Origin of the sequence: Rhodococcus jostii RHA1 (assembly GCF_000014565.1) — a bacterium.
Classification (GTDB): domain Bacteria; phylum Actinomycetota; class Actinomycetes; order Mycobacteriales; family Mycobacteriaceae; genus Rhodococcus_F; species Rhodococcus_F jostii_A.
On sequence record NC_008268.1, the window covers coordinates 1,438,835 to 1,459,463 of the forward strand.

The following is a 20,629-nucleotide window of genomic DNA, read 5'->3' on the forward strand; positions in this document are numbered from 1 at the left end:
GAATCCCGCTCACGGCTGTCGCCGGGTGGCCTGTGCGGCCAGACGTTCCGCGAGCACCGCCGGATCGGCGTTCTCCCGCAACGCTTCCCAGACCGTGTCCACCTGAGTGGCCGGCGCGAGACTGTGCACCGGTTGATCCTGGTCGAGGTTGGTGGGGAACGGGTAGCACTCGGCCGTCGCGACGACGGCATTGCGGAGGGTGCGCTCGCTCGCCCCGGCACTCTGCAGTGCCAGCAGGGTCGGGTATACGGCGTTCGCCATGGCCTCCCGGTCCAGCACCTCCATCGCCCGGCCGAACGGCGACGAGATCTGGAGCAGATTGGCCGACCGCCGGATCGCGTGCGAACGGTTGTGGCCTGCGCCGTGGTAGAGCGCCGGGTTGAAGAACACCGCGTCGCCCTTCCGCAGAGGCAGCTGAACATGACTGTCGCGGAAGAACTCGACGAACTCCGGCAGGGAGAACGCCAGGTATCCCGCCTCGAACAGTTGCGAGTACGGCAGATACAGGGTGGGTCCGCTCTCGACGGGCATGTCGCAGTGCGCCACCGCCCCCTGCAGTGTCAACGTGGCCGACATCCGATGCAGATGCGCCGGATAATCCGCCAGTTCGTGCCGGGGCACGATGCCCAGGTGGTAGTCCCGATGCGGCACCTGCGCGGCACCACCGGGGTTGACCACGTTGACCTGCGACGTCACCTGATACAGCGGGCCCAGCCAGCTCTGGCAGATCAGCGCGAGAATGTCGTTGGCGTAGTACTCGGCGAACACGTCCGGAGCGCCGAGAGCCAGCTTCTGCGCTGCGTTCCAGATTCGGTCGTTGGCGCCCGCCTTGCCGAAGTGGTCACCCACCACACCACCCGACGCGTGTTGCTGCGCGATGAGGAGGTCGAATTGTTCGGTGGCGCGGTCAAGGACCGCGAGATCACTGAAGGCATTCTGGAACACCACGATTCCGGGACCGTCCGTGAGCGCGCGCCCCAGTTCGGTCTGCACGGCGCGGCGGGACTGCGCGTCGTCGAGGTGGGGCATCAGCACGTCACTGCGGTACAACAGGACGTTCTGTTCCACGGACTGAGCGAACGGGTAGTCGGCGAGGTTCGTCGAGCGATCCACGGAGGCGCGAAACGCGTCGAGGTCGCAGTCGGAGTCGCGGATCCAGTCACGCCGGCCGGTCGGCGGAGGAGTCGTGATGGTCATGGGGATAGTCTTGCCGTGATGTGAGTGGCAAACAACAGCAGAAATCCATCATTTTCACCTCAGGAGGCGGCTGTGAAGCACCGCTACAAGATCCGTGAGATCGCCCAGCAGTCGGGATTGAGCGAGGCTACCGTCGACCGCGTGCTCCACGAACGCCCCGGAGTACGGGAATCGACGAGAGCGGAAGTGCAGCAGGCAATCCACGATCTCGACAAACAACGCACCCAGTTGAAGCTGAGTGGGCGCAAGTTCCTCGTCGACGTCGTCATGCAATCACCCGAACGCTTCACCACCGCATTCCGTGCGGCCGTGGAGGCAGAACTGCCCGCTCTCGCCCCCGCCGTCGTGCGGTCACGGTTCCATTTCCGGGAAACCGGCTCGACACCGGCGATGGTCGAGACTCTCGATCGGATCGCAGCCCGCGGCACGCAGGGCGTGATCGTGAAGGCACCCGACTCCGTCGAGGTCGTCGAGGCCATCGACCGGCTCACCGCGGCGGGGATACCGGTGATCACCTATGCCACCGACGTCCCGGGCAGCTCGCGGGCCGGCTACGTCGGGATCGACAACCGGGCCGCGGGGGCGACCGCCGCCTACCTCGTCGACCAGTGGCTCGGCGACCTGTCGTCCGCCGTCCTGATCACGCTGAGCAGCAATGCCTTCCGTGGAGAGGAGGAACGGGAGATGGGGTTCCGCGCCGCACTGCGAAGTTTCGGCACCGACCGTGCGGTGATCGACATCGCGGAGAGCGACGGACTCGACGCGACCATCGAGAGCCTCGTGCTCCGGGCGCTCGAACATAACCCGGACATCGCGGCCGTCTACTCGATCGGCGGCGGCAACGTGGCCACGGCCCGCGCATTCGAACGGACCAGCCGCACCTGCCGCGTGTTCATCGCCCACGACCTCGACGAGGACAACACACGGCTGCTGCGAGCCGGCACGCTCTCCGCCGTGCTGCACCACGATCTCCGGGCCGACGCCCACCTGGCGTGCCGCATGTTGCTGCAGGCGCGGGGCGCGCTCGGCGGTGTCACGACGGCCGCGTCCCCCATCCGGGTGGTCACCCCGTACAACCAGCCGTGACGGCGTGGATCAGCGCCTAGCTGCCCTGCCCCTGGGGGACGGGCACGCCGCGGGACTGGAACCAGCCCGCCGGATCCATCTTGGTTCCGTTGACCGCCCACACCTCGTAGTGCAGGTGCGGTCCGGTCGACTGACCCCGGTTGCCCATGGTGGCGATCTGGTCGCCGGCCCGGACCTGCTGCCCGACCGACACCAATGACTGGTCGATGTGGCCGTACACGCCGGTGGTGCCGTCGTCCTGCTGGATGCGGACCCACAACCCGAATCCCGAGGCGGGACCGGACTCGATCACGGTGCCGTTGGTGACGGCCTTGATCGGGGTGCCGATGGAGTTGGCGATGTCGATGCCGTTGTGGTTGGTGCCCCACCGCGGACCGAAGCCCGAGGTGAACGTGCCGTCGGCCGGGACCAGCACAGCGGGTCGACGTGCCGCTTCCGCGGCCGCAGCCGCGCGGGCAGCCTGTTCTGCGGCCTCGCGAGCCAGCCGCTCGACCTCGGCCTTCTCGAACGCGAGCCGCTCGACTTCACGCTGGGCGGCGCGCTGGAGTTGCTCGGCGTAGTCGACGGGCACCGGGCGCGTGACCTGCAGGAACTGGGGCGGTGTCGAGAGAGACACGCCCGTCTCGGTCGACGCCTGCGCAACCTCACCGGTCGCGGCGGAGGCGATGCCCCCGGATGCGAGCAGAGCAGCGGCCGCCAGTGAGGTCGCCACCAGCCGTCGGCGGGAGGTCGTCGTCGAACGGAGGCGCCGGGTGCGGCGGGTGTGCGGGACGGTGTTCGGGTGTAGAGCCAAAACCACATTCCTCTGTCGAGTTCGTGATCGATAACGAAACGGTCACGGTTTCGACACAGGTTAGTACGGATCAGGCTGAATCCAGCGCGCCTCATTGACGAATGTGCAGCGCTCTATCGACTCGCGCCGGATTTTCCGGCCTCATCAGTCACATGCACCCCGTGAGAGCACATCGACGACAGTGGTCACGCGTCAGAAGTGTCCGACGTCACGGAGCCCGCGGTCGGGACCGCGGGCTCCGTGACCTCCGAATCGGCCGCTCAACCGGCAGCCCGCAGCTGCGCCGCCAAACGCATCGCGGAGTTCGCGTCCCCGTATCCCTCGTAGCCGCCGACGCGTTGCACCACCTCGAAGAACAGGTCGGCGCCCACCGTCTGGGTGAACAGGTGGAAGAACTCGCCATGGGCATCGGCGTCGTACATGATGCCGGACCCGCTCATCCGGTCCAGGAGTTCGCGGGAGAGTCCGAAGCGGGCCTCGAGATCGTCGTAGTAGTTCGGCGAGATCACGAGGGGGTCGAACCCGTTGGACTGCATGGTCGCGGCGGCGGTGAAAATGTCCGTGCACGAGAACGCGACGTGGCTGATGCCGCCGCGCCGGGCCGCGGCGATGTGGGAGTTCCCCGACACCGCACCCGGAACCATGTTCAGGGAGATGCGCAGCGGACGGTCGATGCCGTCGGCACCCGTCTGGTCCATCGTCAGGGCCTGACTGCGCATCATGCCGACCGCGTCGGTGACGTCGAGACCCTCGTGCGGCGCCATCGCGAACACCGAACGGAGCAGCAGCATGATGCCGTCCCAGTTGTCGGACGGCACGGCGAGCGCCACGTGATCGACTCCCGTGAACACGGGCACCTCGTCCTGCCAGCGCGACTCCGTCGGATACAGGTCGAACGCCGACTGCCACGAGGCGGCACTGCCCGGGCCGCGCAGATCCAGCGACGTCGCATCGGTGATCTTCAGACGCACCACATCGGATTCGGGGGCCGTGTCCACACCGGGCAACAGGACCTCGTGCACCGGGACCTCGAGCGCCGCGGCGCGCTCACCCCACGCATCGGGATCGCTCGACCGGATACCGATCTGGGTGAGCACCGGCAGGTGCGCAGGCAGACCCGGAGCGGTCCACACGGTGCCCGCGGTCGCGTCGACCACGATGGTCATCCGGCCGTGCCGCCACAGCTGGAGGTCGTGGCTGCGGTGGCGGCCAACCAGACGGAATCCGATGTGCTGCAGCGCCTGCCGAAGGTCGGAATCCTTGCCGGGACCGGCCGCGAGCCGGAGCGACACGATGCCTTCGAGGGGTGCGCGCGGCGGCGGCTCGAACAGGGCCAGACCGCGACCGGTGTCCTCACCGTGCTCGGCCTGCACGCGTGCGACCTCCTCCTGGAGGTACAGCAGCGAGCGGTGAGCGTCGGCGGCGGTGCGGCCTGTCGACGACTGCCGGAACGTGTCGTTGAAGATCTCGAGCGACCACGGTCCGCTGTATCCGGCGGCCTGAACGTGCGCGCCGAACGTCGCGAGATCGAAGTTGCCCTGCCCCGGGAAGTTCCGGTGGTGCCGGCTCCACTGCAGGATGTCCATCGACATCCGGGGCGCGTCGGCGAGCTGGAGGAAGAAGATCTTCTCCCCCGGGATGTCGCGGATGCCGGACGGGTCGTCGCCGCGGGAAAGGATGTGGAAGCTGTCGAGGCACGTACCGAGGGCATGATGATCCGCGTCCTGCACGATCTTCCACGCGTGCCGGTACGTATTGACATGCGTGCCCCAGGCCAGCGCCTCGTACGCGATGCGGAGTCCCCGGCTGTGTGCGCGCTCGGCGAGAGTGTGGAGTTGCTCGGTCAGGCGGGCGTCGTCGCGCACCGCCTCGGGCAACGGCGAGGAGCACACCAGCAGGGTGTCGCAGCCGAGCTGCTCCATGATGTCGAACTTGCGCTCGGCTCGGATCAGGTTGCGCGCGAACGTCGCCTCGTCCACGGAGTCCAGATCCCGGAACGGCTGATACAGATCGAGGGTGAGCCCGAGATCCGCTGCGCGGGAAGCCAGCTCACGCGGCGACCACGGCGAGCTCACGAAATCGGGTTCGAAAACCTCGAATCCGTCGAACCCGGCTGCCGCGATCGCGGTGACCTTCTCCTCCAGCGATCCGCTCAGGGATACCGTGGCAACGCTCGTACGAACCTGTCGTCCCATGGTGGCGTCAGCCCTTGTTGCAGATGAAGTCGACGGCCAGCGCATAGCCGAGAATGCCGAGACCGGCGATCACACCCGTCGCGACTCCGGACACGTACGAGTGGTGCCGGAACTCCTCGCGGGCGTGCACGTTGCTGATATGCACCTCGACGAGCGGCACCTCGAGCGTCACCAGGGCGTCGCGCAGCGCCACCGACGTGTGCGTGAAACCGCCGGGGTTGATCACGACGCCCGACGCCGTGGTCCGGGCCTCGTGCACCCAGTCGATCAGATGGCCCTCGTGGTTGGACTGCCGCGCGACGATCTCACGTCCGGCTTTCGCGGCGGCCGTGCGGCACAACTCGACGACGTCGTCGAGCGTCTCCCGCCCGTACACCTCGGGCTGCCGTTGCCCCAGCAGGTTCAGGTTGGGGCCGTTGAGAACAAAGATCGGTCCGGGAGCGGTCATCGCGCGCTATACCTCCATTTGTACGAACTAGTGAGTTAGTTCGCACCCAGGATACAGCGCGCTCCCGCCTAGGCGGACTTGTCTCGGCGTTCTCCCCGCTCCGGCTTGCGCGGAACGATGGTCGGAAGCACGTTGTCGTTGACCGTCTCGGCGCTGACCACGACCTTCTCGACGTCGTCACGGCTCGGGATGTCGTACATGACCGGCAGCAGAACTTCCTCCATGATCGCGCGCAGTCCACGAGCACCGGTGCCGCGCAGGATCGCCTGGTCGGCGATGGCCTCGAGCGCGTCCGTGGTGAACTCCAGCTCCACGCCGTCCATGTCGAACAACCGGTTGTACTGCTTGACCAGCGCATTCTTCGGCTCGGACAGGATCTGGACGAGCGATTCCTTGTCGAGGTTCGTCACCGACGCCACGACGGGAAGACGACCGATGAACTCGGGGATGAGCCCGAACTTGATCAGGTCTTCCGGCATGACCTCCGCGAAGTGGTCCTGCGTGTCGATCTCCGCCTTGGACCGCACCTCCGCACCGAAACCGATGCCGCGCTTGCCCACGCGATCGGACACGATCCGCTCGAGGCCGGCGAACGCGCCCGCCACGATGAACAGGACGTTCGTCGTGTCGATCTGGATGAACTCCTGATGCGGGTGCTTGCGACCGCCCTGCGGCGGCACGCTGGCCTGCGTGCCCTCGAGGATCTTCAGCAAGGCCTGCTGCACACCCTCGCCGGACACGTCCCGCGTGATCGACGGGTTCTCGCTCTTGCGGGCGATCTTGTCGACCTCGTCGATGTAGATGATGCCGGTCTCGGCGCGCTTGACGTCGTAGTCGGCGGCCTGGATCAGCTTGAGGAGGATGTTCTCGACGTCCTCACCGACATACCCGGCTTCGGTGAGCGCCGTCGCATCGGCGATCGCGAACGGGACGTTGAGCATCTTCGCCAGCGTCTGAGCCAGATACGTCTTGCCGCAGCCCGTGGGACCGAGCATGAGAATGTTCGACTTCGCCAGCTCGACCGTCTCGCCGCGCGCGTCACGGCCCTTGTCACCGGCCTGGATGCGCTTGTAGTGGTTGTAGACCGCAACGGCGAGAGTCCGCTTGGCGGCATCCTGGCCGATCACGTAGTTCTCGAGGAAATCCCGGATCTCGGCCGGCTTCGGCAGCTCGTCGAGTTTCACCTCGCTGGATTCGGCCAGCTCCTCTTCGATGATCTCGTTGCACAGGTCGATGCACTCGTCGCAGATGTACACCCCAGGCCCAGCAATGAGCTTCTTGACCTGCTTCTGGCTCTTACCGCAGAAAGAGCACTTGAGCAGATCCCCGCCGTCACCGATGCGTGCCATCTCGTCAGGTCCCTACTTCCTTCGTCTGCGTGCAACCATCGAACCGATCCCACGCTGTGCGCGCACCGACCGAAAACGAAAGCCCGTTATGTGACCGTACCCGCAGATCGCGAGCGAGGTCGACTGGTTGTCGGTGATTCGCGCACCGATCTTCCGGGAAAGCCAGCCTTGCCGATCCCGCACCCGGCTCGCGGTAACCGCGCCGTAACGGCGTGTCGCCCGAGCCGGGGCGGCAGGAAATCACTTCTGGGCGCTGAGTTTGCGGTACTCGAGCACGTCGTCGATGATTCCGTATTCCTTGGCCTCGGCGGCCGTGAGGATCTTGTCGCGATCGGTGTCCTTGCGGATCACGGCGGCGTCCTTGCCGGTGTGCTTCGCGAGGGTGGTCTCCATCAGGCGACGCATCCGCTCGATCTCGGCGGCCTGGATCTCGAGGTCGGAGACCTGACCCTGGATGCCGCCGGTGGCGGGCTGGTGGATGAGGACACGAGCGTTCGGCAGGGCGAGACGCTTGCCGGGGCTACCGGCCGCCAGCAGCACCGCGGCGGCCGAGGCCGCCTGGCCGAGGCACACCGTCGTGATGTCGGCGCGCACGTACTGCATGGTGTCGTAGATCGCCATCAGTGAGGTGAACGAGCCACCCGGCGAGTTGATGTACATGGTGATGTCGCGATCGGGGTCCAGCGACTCGAGAACGAGCAGCTGAGCCATCACGTCGTTGGCCGAGGCATCGTCCACCTGCACGCCGAGGAAGATGATGCGCTCCTCGAACAGCTTGTTGTACGGGTTGGACTCCTTGACGCCGTAGCTCGAGTGCTCGATGAACGACGGCAGGATGTAACGCGACTGGGGGCCTGCGGGCGCCTGGCCTCCCAGGCTGCGGGGATCGAACAGGTTGGTCATCAGTTCTCCAAGGGATGTATGGGAGCGGTCAGTGAGGAAGCCGGGCTGCTACTGCCCGGTCCCGCCCGCCTGCGCCGCGCGGGAGACGACGTGGTCGACGAAACCGTATTCGAGAGCCTGCTGTGCGGTGAACCAGCGGTCACGATCCGAATCGGCGGTGATCTGCTCGACCGTCTGACCGGTGTGCTCGGCGATCAGCTCGGCCATTTCACGCTTGGTGTGCGCGAACTGCTCGGCCATGATCGCGATGTCACTGGCGGTACCCCCGATTCCGGCGGACGGCTGGTGCATCATGATCCGCGCGTGCGGGAGGGCGTAGCGCTTGCCCTTGGCCCCCGCGGAGAGCAGGAACTGGCCCATCGACGCGGCCAGACCCATTCCGAACGTCGCGACGTCGCACTCGGCGAACTGCATCGTGTCGAAGATCGCCATGCCGGCGCTGACCGAACCGCCGGGCGAGTTGATGTAGAGGGAGATGTCCCGGCTGGGATCCTCTGCCGACAGCAGCAGAATCTGAGCGCACAGCTTGTTGGCGATGTCGTCGTCGACCTGGGTACCGAGGAAGATGATGCGCTCGCGCAGCAGGCGTTCGTACACCGAGTCGCTGAGGTTCAACCCAGCGGTGGCTGAAGTCATGGCGGGACTCTGCAAAGTCTCCAGGTGATTGGAAGTCACGGTACCTGCCTTCTCCGTAAATCGTTGATTGCTGACACAGACACTAACGAAGGAGGGCGGCACCGGAGTCCCGGTGCCGCCCTACTTCGCTCAAAGCGGAAAACAACTCACCGCCGAACGCGAGAAAAACATCCCGCGACCAGCATTACTTCTGGTCTTCGCTCTCGGTGGAATCCGACGCAGCCTCGTCCGTGGACGCAGCCTCCTCGGTCTCGGCCTCACCGTTGCCGAACAATTCGGCGGTGTCGACAGCGGCACCCGAGGTGTCGGTGACGGTGGCCTGCTCGACGACACCGGCGAGAGCCTTGCCGCGACGCACGTCCGCGAAGACGGCGCCGAGCTGACCGGCCTGCTGGATCTGCTGGATGAACTGCTCGGGCGCCATGCCGTAGCGCTGTGCCTGGAACAGGATGCGCTCGGTGAGCTCGTCCTGGCCGACGGTGACGTCGGAGGCGTCGGCGATGGCGTCCAGCAGCAGCTGGGTCTTCACCGAGCGCTCGGCGCTCTCCTTGGCGTCCTTGTCGAACTCTTCGCGGCTCGTGCCCTGCTCCTCGAGGAGCTTGTTCAGCGCTTCCTCGTCGTGATCGAGACCGTGCACTGCGTCGTGGAGTGCAGCGTCGACCTCGGCCTTGACGACGGCCTCGGGCAGCGGAACCTCGACGGTCTCGAGGAGGGTCTCGAGGACCTTGTCGCGGATCTGACCGGCCTGCTCGACCTTGCGAACGCGTGCGACGCGCTCACGCAGGTCGGCCTTCAGCTCGTCGAGGGTGTCGAACTCGCTTGCCAGCTGAGCGAACTCGTCGTCCTCGGCAGGGAGCTCGCGCTCCTTGACGGTGCCGACGGTGACGGTGACGACAGCTTCCTTGCCTGCGTGGTCACCGGCGACCAGCGTCGAGGTGAACTCCTTGGACTCGCCGGCCTTGACGCCGACGACGGCCTCGTCGAGGCCCTCGATGAGCTGACCCGAACCGACCTCGTGCGACAGACCGCTCGCGGTGGCCTCGGGAACGGCCTCACCGTCGACGGTGGCCGACAGGTCGATGGAGATGAAGTCTCCGTCCTCGACCGCACGCTCGACGCCGGTCAGGGTGCCGAAGCGCTGACGCAGCGACAGCAGCTGCTCCTCGACGGCCTCGTCGGTGATCTCGATCGGATCGACGGTGACGCTCAGCTCGCTGTAGTCGGGCAGCGTGATCTCGGGGCGGACGTCGACCTCGGCGGTGAACTCGAGGAGCTCGCCGTCCTCGATCTTCGTGATCTCGATCTCGGGCTGACCGATCGCCTTCACCGAGGCGCTGGTGACGGCCTCGGAGTAGCGGGACGGGAGTGCGTCGTTGACGACCTGCTCCAGGACTGCGCCACGACCGACACGAGCTTCGAGCAACTTGGCCGGTGCCTTGCCCGGACGGAAGCCGGGGAGACGGATCTGTTGCGCGAGGGCCTTGTAGGCCTTGTCGAAATCAGGCTTGAGCTCCTCGAAGGGCACCTCAACGTTGATACGGACTCGCGTCGGGCTGAGCTGCTCGACGGTGCTCTTCACGGACTGGCTCCTTCGTGTGGTCGTGCTTTTTCTGTGCGGCAGTTGCCTGCCCTGTGGTTCTGGTCGGGGTGACAGGATTTGAACCTGCGACCCTCCGCTCCCAAAGCGGATGCGCTACCAAGCTGCGCTACACCCCGGTCGAAGCCGGCTCTCGCCAACCTCGCGAGGACCCGAGGAAGAATCCTACGGCCCCCCGATTATGAAATCCAAAGCGAGGTTGGGTACAGTCACTCATCGCAGACGACATGCATGGCGATCCCAGGTTGTCGTATGCACGGGGATGTAGCTCAATGGTAGAGCCTCAGTCTTCCAAACTGATTACGCGGGTTCGATTCCCGTCATCCCCTCCACACAGGAGCGTTCCCACCCCAGGGAACGCTCCTTTTTTGTCGCGCACAGGCGGCGGCGGACATCTCGGCCGCTATGACATGCGTCACAGGCGCACCAGACGCGCCCGCACCTGTCGTCTGGGGCCCGCTCCCCCGTTCGCCGAGCGTAACCACGATTTCGGTCAGTACTCTGGGAGATGTCCGATTTGTCCCCTACTCGTGGATGTTGCAGCCCCGCAGCCGGCGGTCCGCGAGAACTCCGGAGGCCCACCGTGGAACTGCTACTCATTCTCGTGATCGTGGCGGCGGTCGCCTTCCTGGTGGTGAGGAGCCGCAACAACCGCGCCGGGCAGACCGCGAACCAGCTCGAGGACGCCAAGGCGGACGCTCGCCAGGCAATCGAACGGCTCGGCGGACAGGTGTACAGCCTCACCGGGTCCGACACCGCCTCGCAGCAGGCACTCGCCGACGCGTCCGAGCGGTACACCGCGGCGGGCTCCCAGATCGATCAGGCCACGACGCCCGTCCAGGCGCGTCTCGCCAAGCAGACGGCGCTCGAGGGTCTCTACTACATCCGCGCCGCCCGCACGGCCATGGGCATGGACCCCGGCCCGGAGATTCCGTCGATCGACGGCCAGAAGTCCGCGGGAGCTGTCACCGAGGACCGTGAGGTCGAGTTCGAGGGGCGGCAGGTCGCGGCGTCGCCGAACCCGTCGTCGAAGACACCGAACTACTACCCCGGCGGCCGTGTCGCAGGACGCCCGGTTCCCGCCGGCTGGTACTCGGAGCCGTGGTGGAAGCCCGCTCTCGTCGCAGGCGCGTGGGGCCTGGGCTCGATGTTCCTGTTCTCGGCGATGTTCTCCGGCATGGCCGGAGTGGGGTACGACGCACAGGGCTTCGAGAGCGGAGCGGGCGACGCGTCCCAGGACACCGGTGACGCGGGCGCGGACGGCGGGGGCGACGGCGGTGACGCAGGCGCAGACGGCGGCGGCGACATGGGCGGGGACGCCGGTGGCGACGGCGGCGGATTCGACTTCGGCGGCGGCGGAGACGGCGGCGGATTCGACTTCGGTGGCGGGTTCGACTTCTAGCCGGCCGTCAGGAGGGCTGGCAGCTCGGGCACCAGAAGAGGTTGCGGCCCTTCATGACCGAGTGGGTGACCGGGGTGCCGCAGATCCGGCACGGTGATCCCGCCCGCCTGTAGACGTACGTCCGGGGACGGTCCTTGGCATACGCCGGATCGCCGTGATCGTCCTCGGGGCGGACGACGTGCATCTTGCCGCGGCGGACCCCGACCTTCATCAGGGCGACGAGGTCGGCCCACAGCGCGTCCCACTCGTCACGGGACAGCGCTCGACCGGGCCTGTCGGGGTTGATGCCGTGCCGGAACAGGACCTCCGCCCGGTACACGTTGCCGATGCCGGCGATCACGGCCTGATCCATCAGCAGTGCCCCGATCGGGGTCTTCGACGCCGAGATGCGTTTCCACGCCTTGTCGGGGTCGGCGTCCTTGCGGAGCGGGTCCGGCCCCAGCCGCGCCTCGATGGCGGCGACCTGCGGCGGATGGAGGACCTCACAGGCCGTCGGACCGCGGAGGTCGGTGCCGAATTCGGCGCCGACCATCCGCATCCTGACCTGCCCGACCGGCGGTTCCATCGGAACGGCCGATTCCGTGAACGCTCCGTACAGTCCCAGGTGGACGTGCACGACCAATCCGGACTCGTAGTGATGCCACAGGTGTTTACCCCAGGCCTCGGACTTGACGAGAACGCGGCCGTCGACGAGCGCCGCGTCCTCGGAAAATCGGCCCTGCGGGCTCAGCACCCGCACCGGCGCACCGGCGAACCGGCGTTGGTGTAGCCGGGCCAGCCGGTGCAGGGTGTGACCTTCGGGCAAGGGCGATCAGGCCTCGGGCAGGGCGGGGGCGACGCCGGTCTTCTCGAACTCGGACAAGATGTCGATGCGGCGCTGGTGGCGCTCCTCGTTCGACCACTCGGCGGCGAGGAAGGCGTCCACGATCGCGAGGGACTCCTCGAGGGAGTGCATGCGCCCGCCGAGGCCGATCAGCTGAGCGTTGTTGTGCTGGCGGGCCAGCTGCGCGGTCTCGACGCTCCACGCCAAGGCACATCGCGCACCCTTCACCTTGTTCGCGGCGATCTGCTCACCATTGCCGCTGCCGCCCAGCACGATGCCGAGGCTGCCCTCGTCGGCGACGACACGACGGGCCGTCTCGATGCAGAAGGCGGGGTAGTCGTCGAGGGCGTCGTAGACGTGAGCGCCGCAGTCGACGGTCTCGTGGCCCGCGGCCGTCAGGTGTTCGATGATCTCGTTCTTACGTTCGAATCCGGCATGGTCGGCACCCAGGTATACGCGCATGACTGGTGATTCTGTCAGGCGTCGTCGCGAATCGTGTCAGGGGCCCGGGACGCTTATCGTGATCAGCATGTATCCCGACAACGGACAGAACTGGGGACAGGCGTATCCGGGACATCGGCCGGTCCCCGCGCAGCACCAGTGGGGTGGCGGGACGGGATGGAATCCTCCGGTCCCGTTGCCGGGCCTCATGCCGAACGACCGGCCCGCCCGGCACTCGTGGGAGATCCCGCTGCTCGTGGTGGCGATCGTTCTCACCGTCGTCGCCTACGTGGCGTCGATCGCGGCGCTCTTCCTCGGCGTGGTGTCGACGTGGGTGCTCATCGTGCTGGTCGCGCCGATCCTCATCGCCGTCGGCCGCGGCCAGCTCTACGGCTCGCAGCAGGTGAACGGGATCAAGATGACGCCCACCCAGTTCCCCGACGGGTACCGGATGGTGGCCGAAGCGGCCGCACGGTTCGGGATGACCGAGCCGCCCGACGCATACGTCGTGCTCGGGAACGGCCGGATCAACGCGTTCGCATCCGGACACGGCTTCCGCCGCTTCGTCGTGGTGTACAGCGACCTGTTCGAGATCGGCGGCGAGGCCCGCGAGCCCGACGCCCTCGCCTTCATCATCGGCCACGAGGTCGGCCACATCGCGGCCGGTCACGCCTCCTACTGGCGGCAACTGGGACAGTTCGCCGCCAACTACATTCCCGTCGTCGGGTCGGCGCTGTTCCGTTCGATGGAATACACCGCGGACAACCACGGTTACTGCGTCCGTCCTGCGGGCGCCCGCGGCGCGATGGGCGTTCTCGGCGCAGGCAAATATCTTGTGAGCATCGTCGGATTCGACGAACTCGCCGACCGGGCCACCACCGAACGCGGGTTCTTCCCGTGGTTCGTGAATCTGCTGTCGGGACATCCGGTGCTCACCTGGCGTGCCGCCGCCCTGCGGAACAGGACCCGGCACGGTCACCTGTTCGTGAAACCCGGCCAGATCTACCGCGATCCGCAGCAACTGCAGTACGCGGCCGACCCGGCCGGGCCCGTCACTCGGTGACCGTGCCCAGGATCGGGGCTGGGCTCAGTCGAACTGAGGGTCCTCGGTCCGGGTGCGCTTGAGCTCGAAGAAGTGCGGGTAGCCGGCCAGTGCGACCGCACCGTCCCACACCTTGCCCGCATCCTCGCCGCGGGGAATCCGCGACAGGACCGGGCCGAAGAACGCGACGCCGTTGACGTGGATCGTCGGGGTTCCGACGTCCGGTCCGACGGCGTCCATGCCGGCGGCGTGACTCTCGCGCAGTGCGGTGTCGTACTCCTCCGATTCGGCGGCCTCGGCCAGTTCGGCCGGCAGGCCGACCTCGGCGAGCGACTTGACGATCACGTCGCCGAAGTCCTTGTTGCCCTCGTTGTGGATGAGCGTGCCCATCGCGGTGTACAGCGGCAGCAGGATCTCGTCACCGTGCTTCTGCGCGGCCGCGATGAGCACCCGCACCGGGCCCCACGCCTTGGTCATGAGCTCGCGGTATTCCTCCGGCAGATCCCGGCCTTCGTTGAGAACGGCCAGGCTCATGACATGGAAGTTCGCCTGCAGGTCGCGAACCTGCGTGGCCTCGAGGATCCATCGCGAGGTGATCCAGCACCACGGGCACAGTGGGTCGAACCAGAAATCAGCGACGTCCCTGGCGGTCCCGGCGTTCGTCCCAGCACTCACGTGATGCTCCTTCTCGGTGATGTACACATTCCCGTCCAGTCAACACCTCCCTGCCGGGAATCCTTCCCGGAGACCCCGCTCGCGGCAGTAGGGTCGACAGTGGTCGACCGGAAGGGAGCATCCTCACATGTCCTCCACTCGCACGTTCGTCGTCGTCGGCGGCGGCCTCGCCGGAGCGAAAACGGCAGAAGCATTGCGTGACAAGGATTTCGACGGTTCGATCGTCCTCCTGTCGGAGGAGGAACACCTTCCCTACGAGCGACCTCCGCTGTCGAAGGAACACTTCGCAGGCAAGAAGGCTCTCGGCGACTTCACCGTCCATCACGGCGACTGGTACCGCGACCATCACGTGGACCTGCGGCTCGGCACCACCGCCACCGCCCTCGACCTCACCGCCCATACCGTGACGCTGCCGGACGGTTCCACGCTGGGCTATGACAAGCTCGCCCTCGCCACCGGTTCACGCTCACGCCGCCCACCGATCTCCGGCTCCGACGCCGAGGGCGTCCACTACCTCCGCACCATCGACGAATCGGACAGCCTGATCGACGCGGTCGCCGGCGGCGGGCGGCTCGTGGTGATCGGCGCCGGCTGGATCGGCCTCGAGGTGGGTGCCTCCGCACGGGAGAAGGGCGTCGACGTGACGGTGGTGGAGGCCGCCGAAGTTCCCCTGCTCGGCTCCCTCGGCCCCGAGATCGGCTCGGTCTTCGCCGAACTCCACCGCGAGCACGGTGTTCAACTGCACCTCGGCGCCACGGTCGAGGAGATCGTCGTCGACGACGGCAAGGCCACCGGGGTTCGGCTGAGCGACGGCACCGTCCTTCCCGCCGACGCCGTCCTCGTCGCCGTCGGCGCGGCACCCAACATCGAGATCGCGGAACGGGCCGGACTCGACGTCGACGGCGGCGTTCTCGTCGACGCCGGGTTGCAGACCAGCGACCCCGACGTCGTCGCGGTGGGCGACATCGCCGCGCAGTGGCATCCGCAGCTCGGCACCCGAATCCGGGTCGAGCACTGGGCGAACGCACTCAACCAGCCGGCCGTGGCCGCCGCCACCATGCTCGGGCACGCAGCCGAATACGGGAACCTGCCCTACTTCTTCACCGACCAGTTCGATCTGGGCATGGAGTACGTGGGGTACGCCCCGCACGATTCGTACGACCGGGTGGTCGTGCGTGGCGATTTCGCCGCACGCGAATTCGTGGCCTTCTGGCTCGACGCGGACAATCACGTCCTCGCCGGCATGAACGTCAACATCTGGGATGTCACCGATCAGATCAAGCAACTGGTGTCCTCGTCCGCCCCGGTCGATCCCGACCGCCTGGCCGACCCCGAGGTGCCGTTGACCGACCTGTCCGGTTAACACCCCCGGCCCACTCGTGATGGGATGGCAGCATCGAGTACGAGCATCGCCGCCGATCACGAGGAGACCTCTGTGGCCCCACCCAACCTGACCCGCGAACAGGCAGCCGAACGAGCCCGACTGCTGACCGTCGACAACTATCTGATCGAACTCGACCTCACCGACGGGACAGGTCAGCCCGGAGTCGAGACGACAATTCAGCCCGGAGTCGAGACGTTTTCTTCTCGCACCACCGTCACGTTCGGGGCCACCCCCGGCGCGTCCACGTTCGTCGACATCGTCGCGGCCCGTGTGCATTCGGCGACCTTGAACGGCTCGCCCGTCGACGTCTCGGATTACGACGAGTCCACCGGCATCACGCTCACCGGTCTCGCGGAACGCAACGAGCTGGTGGTCGAGGCCGACTGCGCGTACTCGCACACCGGTGAAGGGCTGCACCGCTTCGTGGACCCGACCGACGACGCGGTGTACCTGTACTCGCAGTTCGAGACCGCCGACGCCAAGCGCATGTTCGCCTGCTTCGACCAGCCCGACCTGAAGGCGACATTCGACGTGCACGTCACGTCCCCCGCCGACTGGAAGGTGATCTCCAACTCCGCGACCGTCGAGACGGTGGCGGCGGAACCCGGCCGTCACATCTTCCGCACCACGCCGAAGATGAGCACCTACCTCGTCGCGCTCATCGCCGGCCCGTACGCGGAGTGGACCGACAACTACTCCGACGAGCACGGCGACATTCCCCTCGCGATCTACTGCCGCGCCTCGCTCGGGAAACACATGGACTCCGAGCGCCTGTTCACGGAAACCAAGCAGGGCTTCGCGTTCTACCACCGCAACTTCGGCACCCCCTACGCGTTCGGGAAGTACGACCAGCTGTTCGTTCCCGAATTCAATGCGGGCGCAATGGAGAACGCAGGCGCCGTCACGTTCCTCGAGGACTACGTCTTCCGGTCCAAGGTGACGCGGGCGTCGTACGAGCGGCGCGCCGAGACCGTGCTGCACGAGATGGCGCACATGTGGTTCGGCGACCTCGTCACCATGCGCTGGTGGGACGACCTGTGGCTCAACGAGTCCTTCGCGACGTTCGCCTCCGTGCTCTGCCAGAGCGAGGCCACCGAATACACCAACGCCTGGACCACGTTCGCCAACGTCGAAAAGTCCTGGGCGTACCGGCAGGATCAGCTGCCGTCCACCCACCCCATCGCCGCCGACATCCCCGACCTCGCCGCGGTCGAGGTGAACTTCGACGGCATCACGTACGCGAAGGGCGCCTCCGTCCTCAAGCAGCTCGTCGCGTACGTCGGGCTAGACCCCTTCCTGTCCGGCCTGCGGGACTACTTCCGCGACCACGCCTTCGACAACGCCACGTTCGACGACCTCCTCGGTGCACTCGAGAAGTCCTCGGGCCGCGACCTGTCCGACTGGGGAGCCCAGTGGCTCAAGACCACCGGACTCAACATCCTGCGTCCCGAATTCGACGTCGACGCGGACGGCAAGTTCACCCGGTTCGCCGTCCTGCAGTCCGGCGCAGCACCCGGTGCCGGTGAGCGACGGGTGCACCGCATCGCGGTCGGCGTGTACGACGACCGGGACGGCAAGCTCGTGCGCACGAAGCGGGTGGAACTCGACCTCGACGCCACCGAACGCACCGACGTCACCGAACTCGTCGGTGTCGAACGCGGGCAGCTGATCCTCGTCAACGACGACGACCTCACGTACTGCTCGCTGCGGCTCGATCCCGACTCGCTCGCCACCGCCATCGACCGCATCGGCGACATCGACGAGCCTCTCCCCCGCACCCTGGTGTGGTCGGCGGCCTGGGAGATGACGCGTCAGGCCGAACTCAAGGCGCGGGACTTCGTCGCCCTCGTGCAGCGCGGCATCGGCGCCGAAACCGAGGTCGGTGTCGTCCAGCGACTGCTGATGCAGGCCCAGACCGCGCTGCACAGCTACGCCGAACCCGAGTGGTCCAAGGAACACGGCTGGCCGGACTTCGCGAACCGGCTCCTGGAACTGGCGCGGGAAGCCGAGCCTGGTTCGGATCACCAGCTGGCGTTCGTCAACGCGCTGGCGGGCGCGCAGCTGTCGGCATGGCACACCGAGGTGCTGCAGGAACTGCTCGACGCCGCACCCGAAACGGTCGGGCTGCCGGGCCTCGTCGTCGACACGGACCTGCGCTGGCGTCTCGTCACCGCGCTCGCCGGGGCCGGTGAGATCGACGCCGAGGGCATCGAGACGCCGTTCATCGACGCCGAAGCCGAACGCGATCCCACCGCGGCAGGCGCCCGCAACGCCGCCGCGGCGGCCACCGTCCGCCCGCAGGCCGCGGTGAAGGAACAGGCCTGGAACCGGGTGGTCGGCGACGATTCCGTGCCGAACATCACCGCCCGCTCGATCATCGGCGCCTTCGCCGGTCACGGGCAGTCCGAGATCCTCGCACCGTACGTGGCCCGCTATTTCGCGGACATCCCCGCGGTGTGGGAGCGGCGGTCGAGCGAGGTCGCGCAGACCGTCGTGGTGGGTCTGTACCCGTCGTGGTCGATCAGCGAGGAGTCCGTGGCGGCAGCCGACGAGTTCCTGGCCGGCGACCATCCGCCGGCTCTGCGCCGCCTGGTGGTCGAGGGCCGGGCCGGGATCGTCCGGTCGCTGGCGGCCCGGAAGTTCGACGCGAGCTGATCGGTGGCCGATCCTGCCGGCCTAGTCCGGCAGGATCGGCACGCTCACACCCTGGTCCCGGCCCAGCAGCACCGCGCGGGTGACCGCCGAGGAGCCGAAGCGGTCGCGGAGGCTGTCGAGTGTGCTGTCGAGGGAACTGCTCGTGTACGGGTCGAACGGCAGCGCGAGCTGTTGCGGGCAGTCGTCCTCGAGGTTGGCCACCGCGATCCCCACCAGGGTGATGCCCTTGGATTCGATCATCGGCCACGCGGTGCTCAGCAGGCCCCGGGCCGTGGTGAGGATCGTCTGTGTCTGAGCCGACGGCTGCGCGAGAGTGTGCGAACGCGTGACCCGGGTGAAGTCGTCGAACCGCAGCCGGAGCACCACCGTGCGCCCCACCCGCTCGCCGCGGCGCAGCCTGCCCGCCACCCGGTCGACCAACGTCACCAGGGCGGCGTCCACGTCCTCCCTCGACTTCGGTCTGCGCCCCAGGGCGTGCTGCGCGCCGACGGATCTCCGCCTGCGCCCCATCTGCACGGGCCGCGGGTCGCGTGCCCAGGCGAGCGCGTGGAGGTGGTGGCCCGCCGCGGGTCCGACGATGGAGACGAGCAGCTCTTCGGGATAGTGGGCGAGCTGGCCGACGGTGGCGATCCCGGCGTCGCGGAGCTTGACCGACGTCACCGCGCCGACTCCCCACAGCCGTTCGACCGGCAGCGGATGGAGGAACTCGATCTCGCGGTCCGGCGGCACGTGCAACAGTCCGTCGGGTTTGCCCACCGCGCTGGCGACCTTGGCGAGGAACTTCGTTCTCGCGACGCCGACGGTGATCGGCAGCCCCACCTGCTCGCGCACGTCGCGGCGCAGGCGTGCCGCGATGTCGACCGGCGTGCCCGCGATCTTGCGGAGACCGGCGACGTCGAGGAAGGCCTCGTCGATGGACAGTCCCTCGACCAGGGGCGTGGTCCGGCCGAAGACCTCGAACACCGCCTTGCTCGCGGCCGCATACGCCGACATCCGTGGCCGCACCACGAGGGCGTGCGGGCACAGGCGCAGCGCCTGCGCGCCGCTGCTGGCCGTGCGCACCCCGTACGCCTTCGCCTCGTAGCTCGCGGCCAGCACGACGCCGCCGCCGACGATCACCGGACGACCCCGCAGACCGGGGTCGTCCCGCTGCTCCACCGAGGCGTAGAACGCATCGAGGTCGGCGTGCAGGATGGTCGCCTCGGCGCCACTCGAGATGCGCGGGCGCGGCGAATCGGACACGAACATATGTTCGCATCGACCACCGACAGAAGTCGAGGGTCGTTCAGACCGACAACAGCATTCGCAGTGCGGTGGGTGTCTCGCCGAGTTGGGCGCGGATGGTCCTGGTCATGTGCGCCTGATCCGAGAAACCCAGGTCGGCCGCGAGGCCGGCGAGGTCCCGGTCACCGTTCTCGATCCGCTCGAGCGCCCGCCCGACCAGAACCCTGTTGCGGTACCTGGTGAGCGACACACACATGACGGCGCTGAACGCGCGACTGAGCGCGAACGGTGACACCCCGAACCGCTCGGCGAGCGGTATCAGACCGTCCGAGCCGGGCTCGTCGTCGAGGACCGCCGCACGGGCGGCGGCCGCTATTACGTCGTCCGGAAGGCCGCCGCGCCGGCGTGAAACCGACGGCCCCCGTGACGCGGCGAGCGCGGCGACCGCGACGAGCCGGACGATCTCCTCGGCGAGGGCGAAGTGGACGCGCGCCGACTGGCCTGGTCGATCGTCGACGGCCCCTACCGGCATCACCATGCGTCCGCCCAGGTGAGCGAAGACGGCAACGGCGCGACCGTGTTCGTCTGGATCGCGGACATCCTGCCCGCGAGTCTCGCGGACCGGACCGCGCAGATGATGGAACTCGGCATCGGCGCCGTCCGGCGGACCCTCGACAGGGCTGACCGCGTCATCGACATCCGGTGAGACACCGACGGCCCGATCCGGTTCAGGAGGACTGAGCCGGGATCGGGCCGCGCGGACGCTGATCTGTGCAGGT

Annotated in this window: 19 protein-coding genes and 2 tRNA genes; 7 read left to right on the plus strand and 14 right to left on the minus strand. The window is 67.4% G+C overall.

Going from position 1 to position 20,629, the window contains the following annotated elements:
• Window positions 1–9: 9 nt before the first annotated feature.
• The gene (locus tag RHA1_RS06610; RefSeq protein WP_011594406.1) at window positions 10–1,197 is read right to left on the minus strand and encodes a phytanoyl-CoA dioxygenase family protein; all 1,188 of its coding nucleotides are present in this window, start codon (window positions 1,195–1,197) and stop codon (window positions 10–12) included.
• A 72-nt stretch (window positions 1,198–1,269) separates the two neighbouring features.
• Here RHA1_RS06610 and RHA1_RS06615 point away from each other — a divergent pair, with 72 nt between their 5' ends.
• Window positions 1,270–2,283, plus strand: a complete 1,014-nt coding sequence (locus RHA1_RS06615; protein WP_011594407.1) for a LacI family DNA-binding transcriptional regulator — start codon at window positions 1,270–1,272, stop codon at window positions 2,281–2,283.
• A gap of 16 nt (window positions 2,284–2,299) precedes the next feature.
• Here RHA1_RS06615 and RHA1_RS06620 read toward each other — a convergent pair whose 3' ends face one another.
• From RHA1_RS06620 to RHA1_RS06655, 8 genes are all read right to left on the minus strand, one after another.
• A complete protein-coding gene (locus RHA1_RS06620) occupies window positions 2,300–3,076 on the minus strand; it encodes a M23 family metallopeptidase (RefSeq protein ID WP_011594408.1) in 777 nt (258 codons plus the stop codon).
• 260 nt (window positions 3,077–3,336) lie between these two features.
• A complete protein-coding gene (locus RHA1_RS06625) occupies window positions 3,337–5,271 on the minus strand; it encodes a sugar phosphate isomerase/epimerase and 4-hydroxyphenylpyruvate domain-containing protein (protein WP_011594409.1) in 1,935 nt (644 codons plus the stop codon).
• A 7-nt stretch (window positions 5,272–5,278) separates the two neighbouring features.
• On the minus strand, window positions 5,279–5,719 hold the full coding sequence (gene aroQ / locus RHA1_RS06630) for a type II 3-dehydroquinate dehydratase (protein WP_005248177.1): 441 nt from the start codon (window positions 5,717–5,719) through the stop codon (window positions 5,279–5,281).
• 68 nt (window positions 5,720–5,787) lie between these two features.
• On the minus strand, window positions 5,788–7,068 hold the full coding sequence (gene clpX / locus RHA1_RS06635; protein ID WP_005248181.1) for an ATP-dependent Clp protease ATP-binding subunit ClpX: 1,281 nt from the start codon (window positions 7,066–7,068) through the stop codon (window positions 5,788–5,790).
• 240 nt (window positions 7,069–7,308) lie between these two features.
• Window positions 7,309–7,971, minus strand: a complete 663-nt coding sequence (locus RHA1_RS06640; RefSeq protein WP_009474075.1) for an ATP-dependent Clp protease proteolytic subunit — start codon at window positions 7,969–7,971, stop codon at window positions 7,309–7,311.
• Window positions 7,972–8,019: 48 nt separating this feature from the next.
• Window positions 8,020–8,607 (minus strand): ATP-dependent Clp protease proteolytic subunit, encoded by a 588-nt coding sequence (locus tag RHA1_RS06645; protein ID WP_011594411.1) that lies wholly within the window; start codon window positions 8,605–8,607, stop codon window positions 8,020–8,022.
• 184 nt (window positions 8,608–8,791) lie between these two features.
• The gene (gene tig / locus RHA1_RS06650; RefSeq protein WP_011594412.1) at window positions 8,792–10,186 is read right to left on the minus strand and encodes a trigger factor; all 1,395 of its coding nucleotides are present in this window, start codon (window positions 10,184–10,186) and stop codon (window positions 8,792–8,794) included.
• A gap of 60 nt (window positions 10,187–10,246) precedes the next feature.
• Window positions 10,247–10,323 (minus strand) — tRNA-Pro (locus RHA1_RS06655).
• Window positions 10,324–10,462: 139 nt separating this feature from the next.
• Between RHA1_RS06655 and RHA1_RS06660 the strand changes: the two genes are divergently transcribed.
• Window positions 10,463–10,536, plus strand: a tRNA-Gly gene (locus tag RHA1_RS06660).
• Window positions 10,537–10,787: 251 nt separating this feature from the next.
• Complete coding sequence (locus tag RHA1_RS06665) at window positions 10,788–11,606, plus strand: hypothetical protein (RefSeq protein WP_009474078.1); 819 nt, start codon at window positions 10,788–10,790, stop codon at window positions 11,604–11,606.
• A 7-nt stretch (window positions 11,607–11,613) separates the two neighbouring features.
• Here RHA1_RS06665 and RHA1_RS06670 read toward each other — a convergent pair whose 3' ends face one another.
• Together RHA1_RS06670 and RHA1_RS06675 are read right to left on the minus strand one after the other, a co-directional pair.
• Window positions 11,614–12,411, minus strand: coding sequence for an Fpg/Nei family DNA glycosylase (locus RHA1_RS06670; RefSeq protein WP_009474079.1), 798 nt, complete (start codon window positions 12,409–12,411; stop codon window positions 11,614–11,616).
• 6 nt (window positions 12,412–12,417) lie between these two features.
• On the minus strand, window positions 12,418–12,891 hold the full coding sequence (locus RHA1_RS06675; protein ID WP_011594413.1) for a ribose-5-phosphate isomerase: 474 nt from the start codon (window positions 12,889–12,891) through the stop codon (window positions 12,418–12,420).
• Window positions 12,892–12,958: 67 nt separating this feature from the next.
• On the opposite strand from RHA1_RS06675, the gene RHA1_RS06680 reads away from it, so the two are divergent.
• Window positions 12,959–13,933: a M48 family metallopeptidase gene (locus RHA1_RS06680; RefSeq protein WP_011594414.1), complete on the plus strand. Its 975-nt coding sequence runs from the start codon at window positions 12,959–12,961 to the stop codon at window positions 13,931–13,933.
• Window positions 13,934–13,957: 24 nt separating this feature from the next.
• Here RHA1_RS06680 and RHA1_RS06685 read toward each other — a convergent pair whose 3' ends face one another.
• A complete protein-coding gene (locus tag RHA1_RS06685) occupies window positions 13,958–14,587 on the minus strand; it encodes a mycothiol-dependent nitroreductase Rv2466c family protein (RefSeq protein ID WP_011594415.1) in 630 nt (209 codons plus the stop codon).
• 127 nt (window positions 14,588–14,714) lie between these two features.
• Here RHA1_RS06685 and RHA1_RS06690 point away from each other — a divergent pair, with 127 nt between their 5' ends.
• Together RHA1_RS06690 and pepN are read left to right on the plus strand one after the other, a co-directional pair.
• Window positions 14,715–15,950 (plus strand): NAD(P)/FAD-dependent oxidoreductase, encoded by a 1,236-nt coding sequence (locus RHA1_RS06690; RefSeq protein WP_011594416.1) that lies wholly within the window; start codon window positions 14,715–14,717, stop codon window positions 15,948–15,950.
• Between the two features lie 72 nt (window positions 15,951–16,022).
• Window positions 16,023–18,626 (plus strand): aminopeptidase N, encoded by a 2,604-nt coding sequence (pepN, locus tag RHA1_RS06695; RefSeq protein ID WP_016879922.1) that lies wholly within the window; start codon window positions 16,023–16,025, stop codon window positions 18,624–18,626.
• Window positions 18,627–18,647: 21 nt separating this feature from the next.
• Here pepN and dinB read toward each other — a convergent pair whose 3' ends face one another.
• Both dinB and RHA1_RS06705 read right to left on the minus strand, forming a co-directional pair.
• Window positions 18,648–19,874: a DNA polymerase IV gene (gene dinB, locus RHA1_RS06700; protein ID WP_011594418.1), complete on the minus strand. Its 1,227-nt coding sequence runs from the start codon at window positions 19,872–19,874 to the stop codon at window positions 18,648–18,650.
• Window positions 19,875–19,911: 37 nt separating this feature from the next.
• The gene (locus tag RHA1_RS06705; protein ID WP_011594419.1) at window positions 19,912–20,388 is read right to left on the minus strand and encodes a helix-turn-helix domain-containing protein; all 477 of its coding nucleotides are present in this window, start codon (window positions 20,386–20,388) and stop codon (window positions 19,912–19,914) included.
• 12 nt (window positions 20,389–20,400) lie between these two features.
• On the opposite strand from RHA1_RS06705, the gene RHA1_RS06710 reads away from it, so the two are divergent.
• Complete coding sequence (locus RHA1_RS06710) at window positions 20,401–20,556, plus strand: hypothetical protein (protein WP_237726850.1); 156 nt, start codon at window positions 20,401–20,403, stop codon at window positions 20,554–20,556.
• Window positions 20,557–20,629 lie beyond the last annotated feature (73 nt).